This is a genomic window from Streptomyces sp. NPDC046977 (assembly GCF_040644455.1).
Lineage (GTDB): Bacteria > Actinomycetota > Actinomycetes > Streptomycetales > Streptomycetaceae > Actinacidiphila.
This window is the reverse complement of sequence record NZ_JBEYWO010000015.1, coordinates 66,971-90,515: the sequence shown is the minus strand read 5'-3', so window position 1 is coordinate 90,515 and position 23,545 is coordinate 66,971. Positions and strand designations below refer to the sequence as shown.

Here is a 23,545-nt window from a genome sequence, read left to right as displayed (position 1 = left end):
CTGGGGAATCGCGAAATGCGGCCGTACGGACATCGGTCGGGTCGTCGGATCAGCCATCGGTTCAGGATTTTCCGAATTCTTTGTTGATGAGGTCGAAGAGGTCGTCGGCGGACGCCGACGCGATTTCGATGTCCTCGTCCTCGCCCCCTCCGGTGGCCGCTCGTTCCGCCCTGTTCCACTTCGCCAGGAGGGATTCGAGCCGTGCGGTGACGCGGGCGCGTTCGGTGGTGTCCTCGGGGACGGACGACAGGAGGAACTCGAGCTTGTCGATCTCCGCGAGGGCGGGCAGTGCGGGGGTGGTGTCCTCGCCGACCACTTCGGCCCGGACGTGGGCCGCCAGCGCCGCCGGGGTCGGGTGGTCGAAGACGAGGGCGGCCGGCAGGCGCAGCCCGGTGGCGGTCTGCAGCCGGTTGCGCAGTTCGACGGCGGTCAGTGAGTCGAAGCCGAGTTCCTTGAAGGCGCGTCCGCCCTCGACGGACGCCGCGCCCTGGTGACCGAGGACGGCCGCGACCTGCGCGCGGACGAGGTCGAGTACGACCCGCTCCGCCTCAGCCACGGGCAACCCTCGCAACTGCGTCTGGAGGTCGGGGGCTTCGTCCGTGGACGTAGCGACGCTTTCCTGTCCTGCGGCGAGTGCGCGGCGCACCTCGGGCAGGTCGCCGATCAGCGGGCGCGGCCTGGCGGCGGTGAAGGCCGGGGCGAACAGGTGCCAGTCGACGTCGGCCACGATCACGGTGGTCTCGTCACCGTCCAGGGCACGCTGGAGCGCCGCGATGGACCGGTTCGGCGCCATCGCGGGGAGTCCGCGCCGGCGCAGCTGCTCCTCCGCGCCGTCGTCGGCGACGAGGCCGCCCTCGGCCCAGGGTCCCCAGGCCACCGAGGTCGCCGTCAGGCCGCGGGCCCTGCGGTGCTGTGCCAGGGCGTCGAGGTGGGCGTTGGCGGCGGCATAGGCGGCCTGACCGCCGCTGCCCCACGCACCCGCGATGGAGGAGAAGAGGACGAAGGCGTCGAGGTCGGCCGTGCCGAGCAGTTCGTCGAGGTGGGCGGCGCCGGCGACCTTGGCTGCGACGACGTCGGCCACGTCGCCGGGGCCTGTCTCGGCCAGCGGCGCGAACTGCCCGGCGCCCGCCGTGTGGAAGACGGCGGTGAGGCCCGGCCCGCTCGTTCCGTCGGCCTGCGGTCCGCGCAGCCGCGCCAGCAGGTCGGCGACGGCCTGACGGTCGGTCACATCACAGGCCACGGCCGTGGCCCGGGCGCCCAAGGCGCCGATCTCGGCGACCAGTTCGGCGGCGCCGGGTGCCTGCGGCCCGCGCCGGCTGACCAGCACCAGGTGCTCCGCGCCGTGTGCCGCCAGCCAGCGGGCGACGTGGCCGCCGAGGGCGCCCGTTCCGCCGGTGACGAGGACGGTGCCGCGGGGACGCCACGGCGTGCGCTCCGCCGCGGGCGCGCGGTCGGGGTCGTGCTGGATGCGGCGCGCAAGCAAGCCAGTTGTGCGGATGGCGATCTGGTCCTCGTCCCCGCTGCTCGCGAGGACGCCGAGCAGCCGGTCGAGGACCCGGTCGTCCGTGGTGCCCGGCAGGTCGACGAGGCCGCCCCAGCGGTCGGGGTGCTCCAGGGCCACGACCCGGCCCAGGCCCCACACCTGGGCCTGCGCGACGCTCGTCAGGCGGTCCGCCGCCGAGGCCGACACCGCCCCCGACGTGACGCACCACAGCGGTGCCGTGATGCCGATGTCGCCCAGCGCCTGCACCAGCGATCCCGTCAGCAACAGCCCTGCGGGCACGGCCTCGTGCACGGGATGCGGCTGCTCGGCGAAGGCCAGCAGCGACACGACGCCCGCGACGCCACCGGCCCCGCCCGCTCCGGCGATCTCGCGCAGGCGGCCCGCCAGTGCCTCCCGGCCGGCCTCGGCCTCCGTGACGACGAGATTCCGCACGTCCGCCCCGCGCGCCGCCAGGGCACCGGAGACACCGGGAAGGCCTCCCTCCCCGTCCTCCGCGGTGCTCACGACGATCCACGTCCCGAACGTGCCCCCGGTGGCGGGAAGGCCCAGTGGCTTCCAGGTGACGCCGTACCGCCAGCCGTCCACGACGGACTCCTCCTGCCGCTGCCGCCGCCACGCCGACAGGGCGGGCAGCAGTGCGCTCAGCGGCTGGTCGGCGTCGACGCCCAGGGTGCCGGCGAGCGAGGCGAGGTCCGCGTTGTCGACGGCCTCCCAGAACTGTGCGTCCGCCGCACCGAACCGCCCGTCGACGTCCGCGCCGGAGGTCACGGCGTCGGCCTCCTCCAGCCAGTAGCGCTCGCGCTGGAAGGCGTAGGTGGGCAGGTCGACGCGGCGGGCGCCGGTCCCGGCGAAGAACCGCGCCCAGTCGACGGTGACGCCGCGGGCGTGGGCCCGGGCGAGGGCGGTCACGGCCGTCTCCGGCTCGGGACGGCCCTTGCGCAGGACGGGGACGAAGGTCGCACCCTCTCCGGTCACGCAGTCCTGGGCCATCGCGGACAGCACACCGTCCGGGCCCAGCTCCATGTAGGTGGTGACGCCCGCGGCCTCCAGCGCGCGGACGCCGTCCAGGAAGCGGACGGCCTCACGGACGTGCCGCACCCAGAAGTCCGCCGAGGACATCTCGTCGGTGACCAGGGCACCGGTCAGGTTGGACACCAACGGAATACGGGGCGGGGTGTAGGACAGGCCCTCGGCGACCTTCCGGAAGTCCGCCAACATGCCGTCCATGTGAGGGGAATGGAACGCGTGACTGACCGTCAGACGCTTGGACTTGCGGCCCTCGAAGGACGCAGCGACGGCGACCGCGGCATCCTCGTCACCCGCGATGACCACCGCCCGCGGACCGTTGACCGCCGCGATGCTCACCCGCTCGTTCAGCAGCGGCAGGACCTCGTCCTCGGCCGCTTCCACCGCGATCATCACACCGCCGCCCGGCAGCGCCTGCATCAACCGGCCGCGGGCCACAACCAGCGCGCACGCGTCGTCCAGCGACAGCACCCCGGCGACATGCGCGGCCGCGATCTCACCGATGGAATGCCCCGACACGAAGTCCGGTGTCACACCCCACGACTCGACGAGCCGGAACAGTGCCACCTCGACCGCGAACAGCGCCGGCTGGGTGAACTCCGTACGACCCAGAACCGCGGCGTCCTCCCCGAACACCACATCCCTCAAGGGCACATCGAGGTACGCGTCCATCCGGGCGCAGACCGCGTCCAGCGCGTCGGCGAACACGAGGTGGGTGTCGTACAACTCCCGTCCCATGCCGAGTCGCTGGCTGCCCTGCCCGGTGAACAGGAACGCGAGCGAGCCGTCGGCCGCGGTCCCCAGGTGGAGCGAGGTCACGTCATCGCCGGCGGCCAGGGCAGTCAGCGCGGTCAGGAACGCCTCCCGCTCCCCCGCCACGACGACCGCACGCCGCTCCAGCGCGGCTCTCGACGTGGCAAGGGTGTACGCCACATCGAGCGGGTCCAGCAGCGGGTGGGCCACCATGTGCGCCCTGAGCCTTTCGGCCTGGACGCCCAGCGCCGTCCCGTTCTTCGCCGACAGTACCCACGGCAGCACGGCGGGCCGGTCCGCCACGGCCGTGACGGCGATGTCGTCCGGGGCCTGCTCCAGAATGGTGTGGGCGTTGGTGCCGCTGATCCCGAACGACGAGATACCGGCGCGCCGCGGCCTTCCGGTGTCGGGCCACTCCTGCTGTTCCGTGAGCAGGGCGATGTCTCCGGCCGACCAGTCCACGTGCGGGGTCGGCTCGTCCACGTGGAGCGTCTGCGGCAGCACGCCGTGGCGCATCGCCATGACCATCTTGATGACGCCCGCGACACCGGCAGCCGCCTGCGTGTGCCCGAGGTTGGACTTGATCGACCCCAGGAACAGCGGCTGCTCCGGCATCCGGTCCTGACCGTAGGTCGCCAGCAGGGCCTGGGCCTCGATCGGGTCCCCCAGCCGGGTACCCGTGCCGTGCGCCTCCACCGCGTCCACGTCCGAGGCCGCCAGTCCGGCGCTCGCCAGGGCCTGCCGGATCACCCGCTGCTGCGACGGACCGTTCGGCGCCGTCAGACCGTTGCTCGCACCATCCTGGTTCACCGCCGAACCCCGCACCAGCGCCAGCACCGGGTGCCCGTTGCGGCGCGCGTCCGACAGCCGCTCCACGAGCAGCATGCCGACGCCCTCACCCCAGCCCGTACCATCGGCGGCCGCGGCGAACGCCTTGATCCGACCGTCCTCCGCGAGCCCGCGCTGCCGGCTGAAGTCGATGAACGTTCCCGGCGACGACATGACGGTCACACCGCCGGCCAGGGCCAGTGAGCACTCGCCACTGCGCAGGGCCTGAGCGGCGAGGTGCAGGGCGACCAAGGACGCGGAGCAGGCGGTGTCGACCGTCATCGCGGGACCTTCGAGCCCGAAGGCGTAGGAGAGCCGGCCGGAGACGATGCTGGCCGCGTTGCCCGTGCCCAGGAATCCTTCGATGCCGTCAGGGATGGCCTGGAGTGCCGTGGCGTAGTCCTGGCCGTTGGTGCCGACGAAGACGCCCGCCTGGCTCCCGCGCAGGGAGGCGGGGTCGATCCCGGCCCGTTCGAACGCCTCCCACGACGTCTCCAGCAGCAGCCGCTGCTGCGGATCCATGGCCAGCGCCTCACGCGGCGAGATCCCGAAGAAGTCCGCGTCGAACTCGGCGGCGTCGTAGAGGAATGCACCTCCACGGGCATAGAACGTGCCTTGACGATCCGGGTCGGAGCTGTAGAGCTGTTCCAGGTCCCAGCCGCGGTCGACGGGGAACTCCCCCACCGCGTCCGTTCCCGTCACCAGCAGGTGCCAGAGGTCTTCCGGAGTCCGCACGCCGCCCGGGAAGCGGCAGCTCATCGCCACGATCGCGATCGGGTCGTCATCGGTGGCGACCGCCGCGGGCAGATCCGCATCCGCGACCCGCACCGTCCCCAGCACCTCACCCCGCAGATAATCCGCAAGCGCAGCAGACGTCGGATAGTCGTAGACCAGCGTCGCCGGCAACCGCAGCTCCGTCGCCGCACCCAACCGGTTCCGCAGCTCCACCGCCGTCAGCGAGTCGAAGCCCAACTCCTTGAACGCCCGCCCGGCCCCCACCGCATCGACCCCGGCATGACCGAGCACAGCCGCGACCTGGGCACGCACCAGTCCGAGCAGTTCACGCTCCCGCTCAGCCGCGGGAAGGGCCGCCAGTCGCTCAGCCAGGGAGGTCGACGCCACGACGACCGACGCATCGGTTGTGGCGGCGTTCGCAGGGACGGGGCTCGCGTCCACCAACTCGGCGAAGAGGTTGCTGGCGCGCCCGGCGGTGAACTCGGAGGCGAAGCGATCCCAGACGAAGTCCGCGATCACGACAGTGGCGTCCGCGGCGCCGACGGCGCGTCCCATCGCCGTGATGGCGAACCCGGCCTTCATGGGCGGGACCCCGCCCCGGCGCATGCGGGCCGCCATCTCCTCGTCAGCGGCCATGCCGCCCTCGGCCCACGGACCCCACGCGATCGACGTCGCCGCCAGACCGTCCGCACGACGCTGCTCCGCAAGGGCGTCCAGGAAGGCGTTCGCAGCCGCGTAGTTCGCCTGCCCGGATGTGCCGACCGTGCCACTGACCGACGAGAACAGCACAAACGCGTCCAGCACGATGCCGAGCTCGATCGTGAGCTCGTGCAGGTTCGCCGCCGACGCGGCCTTCGCCCGCAGAACGGTCTCGACACGATCCGGGGTCAGGGCATCGAGCACGCCGTCGTCCAGCACACCAGCCGTGTGCACGACGGCGGTCAGCGAATCGGCGTGCTCAGCGAGCACCGCCCGCAGCGCCTCACGATCGGAGGCGTCACACGCGACGACCGAGATGTCGACGCCCAGCTCCGCCACCAGTTCCGCCACCAGTTCCGCGGCACCGGGCGCGTCCATGCCGCGCCGGCTGGTCAGCACCAGCCGCTCGGCACCGGCACCCGCCAGCCACCGCGCGACACGACCACCCAGCGCCCCCGTGCCGCCCGTGACCAGCACCGTCCCGGACGGGATCCACGACTCCGTGTCCTCCGGCAGCGCCGCGCGGACCAGCCGTCGCCCGAACACACCAGTGGAGCGCACGGCCACCTGGTCCTCACCGGAACCGGCCAGCACACCCACCAGACGGGACTGCGCCCGCTCGTCCAGGAGCCCGGGGAGGTCGATCAGGCCACCCCAGCGCTCCGGCACCTCCAGCGCGGCGACCCGGCCCAGACCCCACATCTGCGCCTGCACCGGCGCGGTCAATCTGTCCGACCGGCCGGCGGAGACGGCTCCACGCGTCAGGCACCACAACCGGGCGTCCACACCGGCATCACCCAGCGCCTGGATCAGACCCACCGTGCCGGCGAGGTCCAGCAGCGAGACCACACCCGCGTACTCACCGTCGACCAGATCCGCCAGCGCCGCGCGATCCGTGCCCGGGCCGACCTCGACCCGCCGGACGTCGGCGCCCCGGTCCGCGAGCGCGCCCACCACCGGTGCGTCGTCCGCGCCCTCGGCCGGCACGACCACCAGCCACGACCCGGACAGACGCGCGCCGGAGGCCTCGGCCAGCGGCTTCCACACCACCCGGTACCGCCAGCCGTCCACCTCCGACCGCTCACGACCCTGCCGACGCCACGCCGACAACGCCGGAAGCACCTCACCCAGCGACGCATCACCGGACACGTCCAACTCGGCCAGCAGCGCGGTCAGATCCTCGCGCTCCACCACGTCCCAGAAGTGAGCGTCCGAGGCATCGGCGGTGGCACCGGGCTGAGGCGCGCCGAGGGGCTCCGGCCAGTACCTTTGTCGCTGGAACGCATAAGTCGGCAAGTCGACGTACCGGTCGCCTGCACCGGCGAAGAACGTTGGCCAATCGACCGCCACGCCTCGCACGTGTGCCTGCGCCAGAGCCGTCACGGCGGTCTCGGCTTCCGGACGGCCCTTGCGCAGCACCGGAACGAACGCCACGCCCTCGCCCGTCACGCACTCCTGCGCCATCGCCGACAGCACGCCGTCCGGGCCGAGTTCGACGTACGTCGTGACCCCGGCGTCCTCCAGGGCGCGGACGCCGTCCAGGAAGCGCACGGCCTCACGGACGTGCCGCACCCAGAACTCCGCGGACGCCATCTCGTCCGTGACCACGGCACCGGTCAGGTTCGAGACGACCGGGATACGCGGCACCTCGAACGACAGCCCGAACACCACCTCACGGAAGGCCTGCAACATCCCGTCCATGTGCGGCGAATGGAACGCATGGCTGACCTGCAGCCGCTTCGACTTCCGCCCCGCGAAGGACGCCGCGATCGCCGTGGCGACGTCCTCGTCACCGGCGATCACGACCGACTGCGGGCCGTTGACGGCGGCGATGCTCACCTGGTCGGTGAGCAGCGGCAGGACCTCGTCCTCCGAGGCCTGCAGCGCGATCATCACGCCGCCGGCCGGCAGCGCCTGCATCAACCGCCCCCGCGACGCCACCAGCGCACACGCGTCATCCAGCGAGAAGACCCCCGCGACGTGCACGGCGGCGATCTCACCCACCGAATGCCCCGACACGAAGTCAGGACGCACACCCCACGACTCCAGCAGCCGGAACAGCGCCACCTCCACGGCGAACAGCGCGGGCTGGGTGAACTCCGTCCGGTCCAGGACCTCGGCGTCCTCCCCGAACACCACGTCCCTCAACGGCACATCGAGGTACGCGTCCATCCGGGCGCAGACCGCGTCCAAGGCGTCCGCGAACACCGGATGGGCGTCGTACAGCTCACGCCCCATGCCGAGTCGCTGGCTGCCCTGCCCCGTGAACAGGAACGCGAGCTTGCCCGCGACCGGGGATCCGGTCACCACGCCCACGGACTCTCCGCCGGCCACGGACGCGAGCCGATGGAGGAACGCGTCGCGGTCGCCGGCGACGATGACGGCGCGATGGTCGAGCGCGGCCCGACCAGTCGCCAGCGCACGCCCGATGTCCGCCGGACACAGGTCGGAGTGGGCGTCGAGGCGGGTGTGAAGGCGTGCCGCCTGGTCACGCAGGGCGTCCTCGGACTTGCCCGACAGCACCCATGCCGATGTCGCCGGACGATCGGCATCCGCTTCGTCCGCCTGCGCTACCTCGGTGGCCTGTTCGATGATCGTGTGGGCGTTGGTGCCGCTGATACCGAACGACGAGACGCCGGCCCGGCGCGGGCGGCCCGTCTCCGGCCACTCCTGCTGCTGGGTGAGCAGGGCGATGTCTCCGGCCGACCAGTCGACGTGCGGAGTCGGCGCGTCCACGTGGAGGGTCTGCGGCAGCACCCCGTGCCGCATCGCCATGACCATCTTGATGATGCCGGCGACACCGGCCGCGGCCTGCGTGTGCCCGAGGTTGGACTTGATCGACCCCAGGAACAGTGGCCGCTCCGGCATCCGGTCCTGACCGTAGGTCGCCAGCAGTGCCTGCGCCTCGATCGGGTCACCCAGCCGGGTGCCCGTGCCGTGCGCCTCCACCGCGTCCACATCGGTGGCCGACAGACCGGCGCTCGCCAGGGCCTGCCGGATCACGCGCTGCTGCGACGGGCCGTTCGGCGCCGTCAGCCCGTTGCTCGCACCGTCCTGGTTCACCGCCGAACCACGGACGAGAGCCAGCACCGGGTGCCCGTTGCGGCGCGCGTCCGACAGCCGCTCCACGAGCAGCATGCCGACGCCTTCGCCCCAGCCCGTGCCATCGGCGGCCGCGGCGAACGCCTTGATCCGGCCGTCCTCCGCGAGCCCGCGCTGACGACTGAAGTCCACGAAGGTCTCAGGCGTCGACATCACCGTCACGCCACCAGCCAGCGCCATGGAGCACTCGCCCTGCCGCAATGCCTGCACCGCCCAGTGCAGCGCCACCAACGACGAGGAACACGCCGTGTCCACGGTCACCGCAGGGCCTTCCAGCCCCAGCGCGTACGAGACACGACCCGACATCACACTGCCGGCATTGCCCGTCCCGAGGTGGCCTTCGAGGCCCTCGGTCTCCCCGGCGAGGAGGGAGAGGTAGTAGTCCTGGCCGTTCGTACCGACGAACACTCCGGTCCGGCTGCCGCGCAGCGAGGACGGGTCGATGCCGGCCCGCTCGAACGCCTCCCACGACGTCTCGAGCAGCAACCGCTGCTGCGGATCCATCGCCAACGCCTCACGCGGCGAGATCCCGAAGAGGTCCGCGTCGAACTCGGCGGCCCCGTAGAGGAATCCACCGCCCCGTGCGTAGAAGGTCCCCTGACGATCCGGGTCGGAGCTGTAGAGCTGTTCCAGGTCCCAGCCACGGTCGACGGGGAACTCCCCCACCGCGTCCGTGCCCGTCACCAGCAGGTGCCACAGGTCTTCGGGAGAGGTGACGCCACCGGGGAAGCGGCAACTCATCGCCACAATCGCGATCGGGTCGTCGTCGGTGGCGACCGCCGCGGGCAGATCGGCATCCGCGACCCGCACCGTGCCCAGCAGCTCACCCCGCAGATACTCCGCAAGCGCAGCCGACGTCGGATAGTCGTAGACCAGCGTCGCCGGCAACCGCAGCTCCGTCGCCGCACCCAACCGGTTCCGCAGCTCCACCGCCGTCAGCGAGTCAAAGCCCAGCTCCTTGAACGCCCGACCGGCCCCCACCGCATCGACCCCGCCGTGACCAAGCACAGCGGCAACTTGGCCCCGGACCAGTTCCAGCAGTTGACGCTCCTGCTCACCCGCAGAAAGAGCGGACAGGCGAGCTACAAGAGACCCAGAATTCCTGGCGTCGGAGGTTGCCCCAGCATCAGCGGGCTGCGTTGCGCGCGCCTCGCCCAGCTGGGCGAACAGCGAGCTGGGGCGTGCGGCGGTGAATCCTGCGAGGAAGCGGTCCCACTCCACATCGGCCACAGTGAACACAGGCCCACCGGAACCGACCGCCGACCGCAGAGCGCTGATCGCCAAATCCGCCCGCATCGGCGGCACACCATCACGACGCATCCGATCCGCCAGCGCCTCGTCAGCCGCCATCCCACCCTCGGCCCACGGACCCCAAGCAATCGACGTCGCCGCCAAGCCATCCGCACGACGCTGCTCCGCAAGAGCGTCCAGGAAGGCATTCGCAGCCGCATAGTTGCCCTGACCGGGCGTGCCGACCGTGCCGCTCATCGACGAGAACAGCACGAACGCATCCAGCTCCACACCGAGCTCGACCGTCAACTCATGCAGGTTCAACGCCGACACGGCCTTGGCCCGCAAAACGGTCTCAAGGCGCTCCGGAGTCAACGCATCCAGCACACCGTCATCCAGCACACCAGCCGTGTGAACGATCCCGGTCAGGGACTCGGCGTACTCAGCAAGCACCGCCCGCAGCGCATCCCGGTCGGAGACATCACACGCGACCACCGAAACCTCGACACCCAGCTCCGCCACCAGCTCCGCGGCACCAGGCGCGTCCATCCCGCGCCGACTGGTCAGCACCAGCCGCTCGGCACCAGCCTCCGCCAACCACCGCGCGACACGACCGCCCAGCGCCCCCGTGCCACCCGTCACCAGCACCGTGCCCGACGGCGCCCACGACCCCGCACCCTCCGGCAGCGACGCCCGCACCAGCCGCCGCCCGAACACCCCCGACGACCGAACCGCCACCTGGTCCTCACCCGAACCAGCCAGCACACCCATCAACCGGGACAGCGCCCGCTCGTCCAGCACCTCCGGCAGGTCGACCAGACCACCCCAACGCTCCGGCACCTCCAGCGCCGCCACCCGACCCAGACCCCACACCTGCGCCTGCACCGGCGACACCAGCCGATCCGACCGACCGACCGACACCGCACCCCGCGTCAGACACCACAGCGGAGCACCCACCCCGCCATCACCCAGCGCCTGAACCAACGCGACCGACTCAGCGAGCCCGAGCATCGACACGACACCCGCCCACTCACCGCCAACCAGCCCCGCCAGCGTGGCTCGGTCCACATCGGCCGCGACCTCGACCCGGCGCACCTCGACACCGCGATCGACCAGCGCACCCACCACCGGCCCGTCAACGTCACTCCCGGCCGGCACCACCACCAACCACGACCCCGACAGCTGACCAGCAGCAGCATCGGCCAGCGGCTTCCACACCACCCGGTACCGCCAGCCGTCCACCTCCGACCGCTCCCGACCCTGCCGACGCCACGCCGCCAGGCCAGGCAGGACACTGCTCCAGGCAGCCTCGTCCTCCTCCGCGTCGAGAGTGGCGGCCAGCGATGCGAGGTCCTCTCGCTCCACCGCGTCCCAGAACCAGGAGTCCGGGGCATCGGCCTGCGCGTGACGACCGGCCGCGGTGGAGGGCTCGAACCAGAACCGCCGGCGCTGGAACGCGTAGGTCGGAAGGTCCACGGGTCGAGCGCCCGAGCCGGCGAAGTACGCACGCCAGTCGATCGAGAGGCCCCTGACATGGGCTTGTGCGAGGGCAGCGCCCAGGCTCTCGACTTCGGGACGGGCGGCACGCTGGACGGGGACGAACACCGCTTCTTCTGTGACGCACTCCTGGGCCAGAGCCGACAGCACGCCGTCCGGGCCGAGTTCGACGTACGTGGTGACCCCGGCCGCTTCCAATGTCCTGACCCCGTCCAGGAAGCGCACCGCTTCCCGCACGTGCCGCACCCAGAAGTCGGGAGAGAGCATCTCGTCGGTGACCTGGGCCCCGGTCAAGTTCGAGACCACGGGGATGCGCGGCGACTCGAACGACAGCCCCGCCACCACCTCGCGGAACGCCTCCAGCATCCCGTCCATGTGCGGCGAGTGGAACGCATGACTGACCGTCAGGCGCTTCGACTTCCGCCCCGCGAAGGACTCGACGATCGCGACCGCGGCGTCCTCGTCGCCGGCGATGACGACCGACTGAGGCCCGTTGACGGCGGCGACGCTCACGCGCTTGTTCAGCAGCGGCAGAACCTCGTCTTCGGCGGCCTGCAGCGCGATCATCACGCCACCCGTCGGCAACGCCTGCATCAACCGCCCACGCGCCGCCACCAGCGCACACGCGTCCTCAAGCGACAACACCCCCGCCACATGCGCGGCAGCGATCTCACCCACCGAATGCCCCGACACGAAGTCCGGCTTCACGCCCCACGACTCCAGCAACCGGAACAGCGCCACCTCCACCGCGAACAACGCCGGCTGGGTGAACTCCGTCCGGTCCAGCAGACGCTCGTCCGCCTCGCCGAAGAGAGCGTCCTGCAGCGGGCTGTCGAGGTGCACGTCCATGTGCGCGCAGACCGCGTCCGAAGCGTCCGCGAACACGGGGTAGGCCTCATACAGTTCCCGGCCCATCCCCGGACGCTGGCTGCCCTGCCCCGTGAACAGGAACGCCACGCGCCCGTCGTCCACCGTGCCCGTGCTGACGGCGGGAAGCTGCTCACCGGCGGCCAACCGTGTGAGCAGGTCAGCAACTTCACGCGTGCTCCGGGCCGGGACGACCGCGCGGTGGTCCAGGTGCGCGCGCCCGGTTGCGAGCGAATACGCGAGGTCGACGGGCCCCGGGGCGGCGCCCGCCATCGCCAGTCGGGCGCTGAGGGCGGCTGCCTGGTCACGCAGGGCCTCAGGGGATCTGGCCGACAGGACGTACGGAAGAGCCCCGGGCATCCGCGACAAGGACTCGGCGTCGTCAGCGACCTCGGCGACGACGACCGGGGCCTGTTCGATGATCGTGTGGGCGTTGGTGCCGCTGATGCCGAACGACGAGATACCGGCCCGACGCGGATGGCCCGTCTCCGGCCACTCCCGCTGCTCGGTCAGCAGCGCGATGTCACCGGCCGACCAGTCCACATGCGGCGTCGGCTCGTCCACGTGCAGGGTCCGGGGCAGCACCCCGTGCTGCATCGCCAGCACCATCTTGATGATGCCCGCGACACCGGCCGCCGCCTGCGTGTGACCGATGTTCGACTTGATCGAGCCGAGGAGCAGCGATCCGCCCTCGGCGCGCTCCTGGCCGTAGGTCGCGAGCAGCGCCTGCGCCTCGATCGGATCACCCAGCCGGGTGCCCGTGCCGTGCGCCTCCACCGCGTCGACATCCGCAGCCGACAGACCGGCACTCGCCAGGGCCTGCCTGATCACGCGCTGCTGCGACGGGCCGTTCGGGGCGGTCAGTCCGTTGCTCGCGCCGTCCTGGTTCACGGCAGAGCCGCGAACGAGAGCCAGCACCGGGTGCCCGTTGCGCCGGGCGTCCGACAGCCGCTCCACCAGCAGCATGCCCACGCCTTCGCCCCAGCCGGTACCGTCCGCGGCAGCCGCGAACGCCTTGATCCGACCGTCCGCCGCCAGACCCCGCTGACGGCTGAAGTCCACGAAGGTCTCAGGCGTCGACATCACGGTCACGCCACCGGCCAGCGCCATGGAGCACTCACCGTTGCGCAGGGCCTGCACTGCCCAGTGCAGGGCCACCAGCGACGACGAGCACGCCGTGTCGACCGTCACCGCAGGGCCTTCCAGCCCCAGCGCGTACGAGACACGACCCGACATCACACTGCCCGCGTTGCCCGTGCCTATGTGGCCCTCCAGGCCCTGCGGCTCACGGGCGACGAGGGAGAGGTAGTCCTGGCCGTTGGTGCCGACGAACACTCCGGTCCGGCTGCCGCGCAGCGAGGACGGGTCGATGCCGGCCCGCTCGAACGCCTCCCACGACGTCTCCAGCAGCAACCGCTGCTGCGGATCCATCGCCAACGCCTCACGCGGCGAGATCCCGAAGAAGTCCGCGTCGAACTCCGCCGCTCCTGCGACGAAACCGCCCTCGCGGGTGTACGAGGTGCCGGCACGCTCCGGGTCGGGGTCGTAGAGGTGGTCCAAGTCCCAACCTCGATCGACGGGGAACTCCCCCACCGCGTCCGTGCCGGTGACCAACAGCCGCCACAGGTCCTCAGGAGACCGCACGTCGCCTGGGAACCGGCAGCTCATCGCCACAATCGCGATCGGATCATCATCCGTCGCCACCACCGCGGGCAGATCCGCATCCGCAACACGGACCGTCCCCAGCAGTTCGCTCCGCAAGAACTCCGCAAGCGCAGCGGACGTCGGATAGTCGTAGACCAACGTCGCCGGCAACCGCAGCTCCGTCGCCGCACCCAACCGGTTCCGCAGCTCCACGGCCGTCAGCGAGTCGAAGCCCAACTCCTTGAACGCCCGCCCGACCCCCACCGCATCGACCCCGCCATGCCCAAGCACAGCAGCGACGTGGCCCCGGACCAGATCCAGCAGTTCACGCTCCTGCTCACCCGCAGGAAGAGCGGACAACCGGCCGACGAACGAAACGGATTCCGGGACGTCCGCGACTGCGCCGGCCAGGGCGGTCCGGGCAGTGCGCTCCTGCCGCACTTCCCGCAGTTCACCGAACAGTGAGCTGGGGCGTGCGGCGGTGAATCCTGCGAGGAAGCGGTCCCATTCCACGTCGGCCACGGTGAACACAGGCCCACCGGAACCGACCGCCGACCGCAACGCGCTGATCGCCAGATCCGCCCGCATCGGCGGCACACCATCCCGGCGCATCCGAGCCGCAAGCGCCTCGTCGGCCGCCATCCCGCCCTCGGCCCACGGACCCCACGCAATCGACGTCGCCGCCAAGCCATCCGCACGCCGCTGCTCCGCAAGAGCGTCCAGGAAAGCATTCGCAGCCGCGTAGTTCGCCTGCCCAGATGTGCCGACCGTGCCGCTCATCGACGAGAACAGCACGAACGCATCCAGCTCCACACCGAGCTCGACCGTCAACTCATGCAGGTTCAACGCCGACACGGCCTTCGCCCGCAGGACGGTCTCAAGGCGCTCAGGGGTCAACGCATCCAGCACGCCGTCGTCCAGGACGCCAGCAGTGTGAACGATGCCGGTCAGCGACTCGGCGTGCTCAGCAAGCACGGCGCGCAGCGCATCCCGGTCAGCGGCGTCACACGCGACGACGGAGACCTCGACACCCAGCTCCGCGACCAGCTCAGCGGCACCGGGCGCGTCCATCCCGCGCCGGCTGGTCAGCACCAGCCGCTCGGCACCGGCCTCCGCCAACCACCGCGCGACACGGCCACCGAGCGCGCCCGTGCCACCCGTCACCAGCACCGTGCCCGACGGAACCCACGACCCCGTGCCCTCCGGCAGCACGGCCCGCACCAGCCGCCGCCCGAACACCCCCGACGAACGCACCGCCACCTGGTCCTCACCAGAACCAGCCAGAATCCCGACCACGCGCGACAGCGCACGCTCATCCAGCGATTCCGGCAGGTCGATCAGACCGCCCCAGCGCTCCGGCACCTCCAGCGCCGCCACCCGACCCAGGCCCCACACCTGCGCCTGCACCGGCGACACCAGCCGATCCGACCGACCGACCGACACCGCACCCCGCGTCAGGCACCACAGCGGGGCACCCACACCGGCATCACCCAGCGCCTGGATCAGGCACACGGTGTCAGCGAGCCCCAGCAGCGAGACCACACCCGCCCACTCACCGCCGACCAACCCCGCCAACGCGCCCCGGTCCACATCGGCCGCGACCTCGACCCGGCGCACCTCGACACCGCGCCCCGCCAGCGCACCCACCACCGGCCCGTCAACGTCACTCCCGGCCGGCACCACCACCAACCACGCACCGGACAACCGCGCTTCGGCGGTCACCTTCACCGGCTTCCAGCTGGTCCGGTAACGCCACCCGTCGACCTGGGCCTGATCCTGACCACGTCGGCGCCACGCCGACAGAGCCGTGACCATGTTCCCCCAGGACGCGGTGTCCTCAAGGCCGAGCATGGACTCGAGGGTCGTCAGGTCCTCGTGCTCGATGACATCCCAGAAGCGTGCGTCGACGGTGTCGACGATCCCCCCGGCGGGAGTTGTAGCGTCCTGCTGGGCCTCCGGCCAGTACCGCGTCCGCTGGAAGGCATACGTGGGCAGGTCCACCCGCCGCGCACCCGTGCCGGCGAAGTACCCGGCCCACTCAACCTCCACGCCCCGCACATGTGCCTGTGCCAGCGCCGTGACAGCACTCTCGGCCTCCGGGCGGCCCTTGCGCAGCACCGGAACAAAGGCCGCGCCCTCGCCCGTCACGCACTCCTGCGCCATTGCCGACAGCACGCCATCCGGTCCGAGCTCGACGAACGTCGTGACCCCGGCCGCCTCCAGAGCGCGCACACCGTCCAGGAAGCGCACGGACTCCCGCACATGCCGCACCCAGAAGTCCGCCGACGCCATCTCGTCGGCAACCACGGCACCGGTCAGGTTCGAGACCACCGAGATGCGCGGTGCCTCGAACGACAGCCCGGACACCACCTCACGGAACGCCTCCAGCATCCCGTCCATGTGCGGCGAGTGGAACGCGTGACTGGCCGTCAGACGCTTCGACTTCCGGTCCGGGAACGCCTCCACGATCGCGACCGCGGCATCCTCGTCACCCGCGATGACCACCGACTCCGGCCCGTTCACGGCCGCGATGCTCACCCGGCCATCAAGCAACGGCAGAACCTCGTCCTCCGAGGCCTGCAAGGCGATCATCACGCCACCCGTCGGCAACGCCTGCATCAACCGCCCACGCGCCGCCACCAGCGCACACGCGTCCTCAAGCGACAACACCCCCGCCACATGCGCGGCGACGATCTCACCCACCGAATGCCCCGACACGAAGTCCGGCTTCACACCCCACGACTCCAGCAACCGGAACAGCGCCACCTCCACCGCGAACAACGCCGGCTGCGCGAACTCCGTCCGGTCCAGAACCGCCGCGTCCTCCCCGAACAGCACACCCCCCAGCGCCACATCGAGGTGGGCGTCCAGGTGGGCGCAGACCGCGTCCAGCGCGTCCGCGAACGCGGGATAAGCCTCGTAGAGCTCCCGTCCCATCCCCAGCCGCTGGCTGCCCTGCCCCGTGAACAGGAACGCGAGTGCGCCGGTCGTGACGGTGCCCTGTACGAGGCCGGAGGGCGCTTCGCCGGCGGCGAGGCCGTTGAGCCCGGCCAGCAGCGCGTCGTGGTTCTCGGTGCGGCTGACCAGGACCGCGCGCGTTTCCAGGGCCGGACGAGCGGTCGCCAGCGTGAATGCCGCATCCAGGGTGGATGCTTCGGGCTGCGACGCCACGTGGGCGGCCAGGCGCGCGGCCTGAGCCCGGAGCCCGGTCGTGCTCTGCGCGGAGAGCAGGACCGGCAGTACCGAGGGTGCCGTGCCGGCCTGGGAGGCGTCGGCACGCGCCGGCGCCGGGACCTGTTCGACGATCGTGTGGGCGTTGGTACCGCTGAGGCCGAAGGACGAGACGGCGGCGCGCCGGGGCCGCCCGGTCTCGGGCCAGTCGACGGCTTCGGTCAGCAGGGCGATCTCGCCGGCGGACCAGTCGACGTGCGGGGTCGGCTCGTCCACGTGCAGGGTCCGGGGCAGCACGCCGTGCTGCATCGCCAGCACCATCTTGATAATGCCCGCGACGCCCGCCGCGGCCTGCGTGTGCCCGATGTTCGACTTCACGGACCCCAGCAGCAGCGGCTGCTCCGGCGAACGCCCCTGACCGTAGGTGGCCACCAGCGCCTGCGCCTCGATCGGGTCACCCAGCCGCGTACCGGTGCCGTGCGCCTCCACCGCATCGACCTCCGCGGCCGACAGGCCGGCGCTCGCCAAGGCGGCGCGGATCACGCGCTGCTGCGAGGGACCGTTGGGCGCCGTCAGGCCGTTGCTCGCGCCGTCCTGGTTGATCGCCGAGCCACGAACAAGAGCGAGCACCGGATGGCCGTTGCGCCGCGCGTCCGACAGCCGCTCGACGAGCAGCATGCCGACGCCCTCACCCCACCCCGTACCGTCGGCCGCCGCGGCGAACGCCTTGATCCGGCCGTCCTCCGCCAGGCCCCGCTGACGGCTGAAGTCCACGAAGGCCTCGGGCGTCGACATCACCGTGACGCCGCCGGCCAGGGCGAGCGAGCACTCGCCCTGCCGCAGCGCCTGCACTGCGAGGTGCAGGGCCACTAGCGAGGACGAGCAGGCCGTGTCGACGGTGATCGCGGGGCCTTCGAGCCCGAAGACGTAGGAGAGCCTGCCGGACACGACGCTCGCCGCGTTGCCCGTGCCGACATGTCCTTCCAGTCCGTGCGTGTCACCGGTGACGAGCGAGAGGTAGTCCTGCCCGTTGGTGCCGACGAAGACGCCCGCCTGGCTGCCGCGCAGCGACGACGGGGCGATGCCGGCCCGCTCGAACGCCTCCCACGACGTCTCCAGCAGCAACCGCTGCTGCGGGTCCATCGCCAGCGCCTCACGCGGCGAGATCCCGAAGAGGTCGGCGTCGAAGTCAGCGGCGTCGTGGAGGAATCCGCCTTCCAGGGTGTACGTCGTCCCGGGGCGGTCGGGGTCGGCGCTGTAGAGGCCGGCCAGGTCCCATCCGCGGTCGGAGGGGAAGTCGCCGATCGCGTCGGCCCCGTCGACGAGGAGCGTCCACAGCTCCTCCGGGGTGCGCACGCCGCCCGGGAAGCGGCAGCTCATCGCCACGATGGCGATCGGGTCGTCGTCGGCGGCCGCCGCCGCGGTGACCGGCCCCGTCACCTCCGGCTGTGCGCCGTGCAGTTCGTGGCGCAGGAAGGCCGCGAGCGCGGTGGCGGTCGGGTAGTCGTAGACGAGAGTGGTGGGCAGGCGCAGGTCGGTGGCCGCGCCGAGGCGGTTGCGCAGTTCGACGGCCGTCAGGGAGTCGAAGCCCAGTTCCTTGAAGGCGCGGTCGGCGCCGACCGCTTCGGCTCCGCCGTGGCCGAGGACGGCCGCGACGTGCGTACGGACCAGGGTGAGCAGCTCACGCTCCTGCTCCGCCGCCGTCAGACCCGCGAGGCGGCGGGCCGCGGTGCCCGCGACGTCGGCGCCGGTGACGGTCTCCGCCTGCGTGATGAAGTCGCCGATCAGCGGCAGCGGTCGGACGGACGTCATGAAGGGCGCGAAGCGGTCCCAGTCGAGGTCCGCGACGGTCAGCGAGGCCTCGCCCGAGGCGACGATCGGTCCCAGGGCCGCCATGGCCGACTCGGGCGCCATGGGCGGGACGCCTTCGTGCCGCATGCGGGCGTCCATCGTCTCGCCGGCGGCCATGCCGCCCTCGGCCCACGGACCCCACGCGATCGACGTCGCCGCCAGACCGTCGGCGCGGCGCTGCTCCGCCAGGGCGTCCAGGAAGGCGTTCGCGGCGGCGTAGTTGCCCTGGCCCGCTCCGCCGATGGTGCCGCTCATGGACGAGAACATCACGAACGCGTCCAGCTGGACGCCGAGTTCGATCGTCAGCTCGTGCAGATGGAGCGCCGACGTGGCCTTCGCCCGCACGACGCTCTCGATGCGCTCCGCGGTCAGGCCGTCCAGCACGCCGTCGTCCAGGACGCCCGCCGTGTGAACGACGGCGGTCAGGGACTCCGCGTGCTCGGCCAGCACCGCACGCAGCGCATCCCGGTCGGACGCGTCGCACGCCACGACGGAGACGTCGACGCCCAGCTCCGCCACCAACTCGGCGGCACCGGGCGCATCCGTCCCGCGTCTGCTGATCAGCACCAGCCGTTCGGCGCCGGCGTCCACCAGCCACCGCGCGACGCGGCCGCCCAGCGCGCCCGTGCCACCCGTGACCAGCACCGTGCCCGACGGGGTCCACGATCCTGTGCTCTCCGGCAGCGACGCCCGCACCAGCCGGCGCCCGAACACGCCGGTCGACCGCACCGCGACCTGGTCCTCACCGGAGCCGGCCAGCACCCCGACGACACGCGACAGCGCCCGCTCGTCCAGCACCTCCGGGAGGTCGATCAGACCGCCCCAGCGCTCCGGCACCTCCAGGGCGGCGACCCGGCCCAGGCCCCAGACCTGCGCCTGCACCGGTGACGCCAACCGGTCGGACCGGCCCACGGACACCGCACCCCGGGTCAGGCCCCAGACACGGGCCTCCACGCCGGCGTCACCGAGCGCCTGCACCAACGCGACCGTGTCGGCGAGCCCGAGCATCGACACGACACCCGCCCACTCACCGCCGACCAGTCCCGCCAGCACGCCCCGGTCCATGCCCGGCTCGACCTCGACCCGGCGCACCTCGGCACCGCGCCCTGTCAGCGCGTCCATCACCGGCGCGTCGACGTCACTTCCGGCCGGAACGCCCAGCAGCCACGCCCCGGACAGGCGCGCACCGGAAGCCTCGGCGAGCGGCTTCCACACCACCCGGTACCGCCAGCCGTCCACCTCCGACTCCGTGCGCCGCCGCCGGCGCCAGGCCGACAGGGCGGGGATCAGTTCGCTGAGCGGACGGTCGCCGTCGAGGTCGAGTCCGAGCGCCGTCGCGAGTCCGGCCACGTCCTCCTGCTCGACCGCGTCCCAGAAGGCGGTGTCGGCGGTGTCCGGGCCGTGTGCCACGTGGGCGGCGGTCCCGGGGCCCGCGTCCATCCAGTAGCGCGAGCGCTGGAAGGCGTACGTCGGCAGGTCGACGCGCCGGGCGCCGCTGCCGGTGAAGAGGCGGCTCCAGTCGACGGCCGCGCCACGGACGTGGGCGCGGGCGACGGCGGTGAGCAGGGTGGTGGCCTCGGGCCGGCCGGAGCGCAGGGCCGCAGCGAAGGCGGTGCCCCGGGTGTCGACGCAGTCCTGGGCCATCGCGGTGAGCACGGCGTCGGGGCCGAGTTCGAGGTACGTGGTGACGCCGCGGTCCTCGAGCGTCCGGATGCCGTCGTGGAACCGTACGGCCTCGCGGGCGTGCCGGACCCAGTGCTCGGGGTCGGTCAGTTCGGCGGCGCCGGCGGCGCGTCCGGTGAGGAGGGAGACGAGGGGCAGCGTCGGGATGCCGTACTCGATCACCTGGGCCACGCGGCGGAACTCGTCCAGCATGCCGTCCATGTGGAACGAGTGGAAGGCGTGGCTGACGACGAGCTGCTTGGTCTTGTGGCCCTGGGCGGCGAAGTGGGCGGCGACGTTCTTCGCGGCGTCCTCGTCACCGGCGATGACCACCGACCGGGGGCCGTTGACGGCGGCGATGCCCACGCGCTCGTCCAGCAGCGGCAGGACCTCGTCCTCCGACGCCTGCAGCGCGATCATCGCGCCACCGCCGGGCAGCGCCTGCATGAGCCGTCCGCGGGCGGCGACCAGCGTGCACGCGTCCTCCAGCGAGAACACTCCCGCCACGTGCGCGGCGGCGATCTCGCCGACGGAGTGGCCCGACACGAGGTCCGGCCGCAGCCCCCAGCTCTCCAGGAGCCGGAACAGCGCCACCTCGACCGCGAACAGCGCGGGCTGGGTGTAGGCGGTCTCGTCGAGGAGCGCGGCCTCCGGCGTGCCCTCTTCCGCGAACAGCACGTCGAGAAGGGGGAGTTCGAGCTGGTCGTCGAGGTACCAGCACGCGTCGTCGAGGGCGTCGGCGAACTCCGGGCAGCTGTCGTACAGCTGACGGCCCATGCCCAGGCGCTGGCTGCCCTGCCCCGTGAACAGGAACGCGAGCCGGCCGGGGGCGAGCTCGTCGTGGACGGCGGCGGGGGTGTCGGTGCCTTCGGCGAGGGCGTCGAGCGCCCGCAGCAGCGCGTCGCGGTCGGGGCCCAGGGCGACGGCGCGGTGTTCGAAGACGCCGCGAGTGGTGGCGAGGGAGTGGCCGATGTCGGCGGGGGTGAGTCGCGGGTCGGCGCTCACATGGCCGGCGAGCCGCCGGGCCTGGGCGCGCAGGGCTTCGGGGGTCTTCGCGGACAGTACCCAGGGCAGGAGCTCCGGCGGGCGTGAGGCGCCGTCCCCGGACACGCCGTTACCGGTGGTGGTGGTGGTGGCGTCCGTGTCCTCGGCCGGGGGTTCCTCGATGATGGTGTGCGCGTTGGTGCCGCTCATGCCGAACGAGGACACGCCGACGCGGCGCGGGCGGTCGCCCCGGGGCCAGTCGACGGGCTGGGTGAGCAGGGAGACGGCTCCGGCCTCCCAGTCGACGTGCGGGGTGGGCTCGTCGACGTGGAGGGTCCGCGGCAGTACGCCGTGCCGCATCGCCATGATCATCTTGATGATGCCAGCGACACCGGCCGCGGCCTGCGTGTGCCCGATGTTCGACTTCAGGGAGCCGAGCCACAGCGGGCTGCCGTCGCCCCGGCCCTGTCCGTACGTGGCGAGCAGCGCCTGCGCCTCGATCGGGTCGCCCAGCGTCGTGCCCGTGCCGTGGGCCTCCACCGCGTCCACATCGGCTGCCGACAGGCCGGCGTTGGCGAGGGCCTGGCGGATCACGCGCTGCTGCGAGGGGCCGCTCGGAGCGGTCAGGCCGTTGCTGGCGCCGTCCTGGTTGATGGCGGAGCCCCGTACCACCGCGAGCACCTGATGCCCGTTGCGGCGGGCGTCGGACAGCCGCTCCACCAGCAGCATGCCGACGCCCTCGCCCCACCCCGTGCCGTCGGCGGCGGCGGCGAACGGCTTGCACCGGCCGTCGGGGGCCAGGCCCCGCTGACGGCTGAAGGCGATGAAGGAGCCGGGGCTCGCCATGACGGCGACGCCGCCGGCCAGGGCGATGGAGCACTCGCCGGTGCGCAGGGCCTGGACGGCGAGGTGGAGGGCGGCGAGGGAGGAGGAGCAGGCGGTGTCGACGGTGACCGTCGGGCCCTCGAAGCCGAAGGTGTACGCGATGCGGCCGGAGGCGACGCTCGCCGCGTTTCCGGTGACGAGGTAGCCCTCGAAGCCGTCGGTGGCGTCCTGGAGTCGGGGGCCGTACTCCTGGGTCTCCGCGCCGACGAATACGCCGACTTGGCCGCCGCGCAGTCCCGCGGGATCGACGCCTGCCCGGTCGAACGCCTCCCAGGACGTCTCCAGCAGCAGCCGCTGCTGGGGGTCCATGGCGAGCGCTTCGCGCGGGGAGATGCCGAAGAACGCGGCGTCGAACTCGGCGGCGTCGTGGAGGAATCCGCCCTCGCGGGTGTAGCTCGTACCGGCCCGCTCGGGGTCGGGGTCGTAGAGCGCGTCGAGGTCCCAGCCGCGGTCGGTGGGGAATGCGGAGACGGCGTCCGTGCCCGCGGCGACGAGGTCCCAGAGCGCTTCGGGGGACTGGACGCCGCCGGGGAAGCGGCAGCCGATGCCGACGATGGCGATGGCTTCGTCGCTGATGACGGCAGCGGTGACGGGCGACGCGTCGGTGTCGTCCAGGCCGAGGAGCGCGGCCCGCAGGTGCCGGGTCAGGGCGGCGGGGGTGGGGTGGTCGAAGGCCAGGGTGACGGGGAGGCGCAGGCCCGTGCCCGCGGTGAGGCGGGCGTGCAGGTCGACGGCGGCGAGGGAGTCGAAGCCGAGTTCCAGGAAGGGCCGTTGCGGGTCGAGCACGGCGGGGGCGGAGTCGCGGAGCGCGGCGGAGACCAGCGAGGCGACCCATTCGAGCAGGGCGGCGTGCTGCTCGGCGTCGGTCAGGAGGGTCAGCCGCTCGCGCCATGACGGGGCGTCCGGCCGTACGTCCGGCCCCGCGTCCGACTCCACGTCCGGCGAGGCGTCCTGGAAGGCATCGGGTACGGATTCGGAAACGGCGTGGATCTCGGAAGGGAATTCTCCGGACTCATTCACCATCGCACGCTCCATTACCCCCGGACAAGAACCCAAGACCAGGGGTCACTCTCGCATGGGAGACAGGGGCGAGAAACCCCTACCAAT

The 23,545-nt window shown here is 72.1% G+C and carries 1 protein-coding gene; it reads right to left on the bottom strand.

Features of this window, described 5'->3' with window-relative positions; all coding sequences use genetic code 11:
* Positions 1–61: 61 nt before the first annotated feature.
* Positions 62–23,461 carry a type I polyketide synthase gene (locus ABZ883_RS22765; RefSeq protein ID WP_360908784.1) on the bottom strand — a complete coding sequence of 7,800 codons (23,400 nt, stop codon included), beginning with the start codon at positions 23,459–23,461 and terminating at the stop codon, positions 62–64.
* Positions 23,462–23,545 lie beyond the last annotated feature (84 nt).

Coding starts and splice junctions, on each gene's coding strand:
- ABZ883_RS22765 (WP_360908784.1), bottom strand. CDS start 23,461: ATGGTGAATGAGTCCGGAGAATTCCCTTCCGAGATCCACGCCGTTTCC.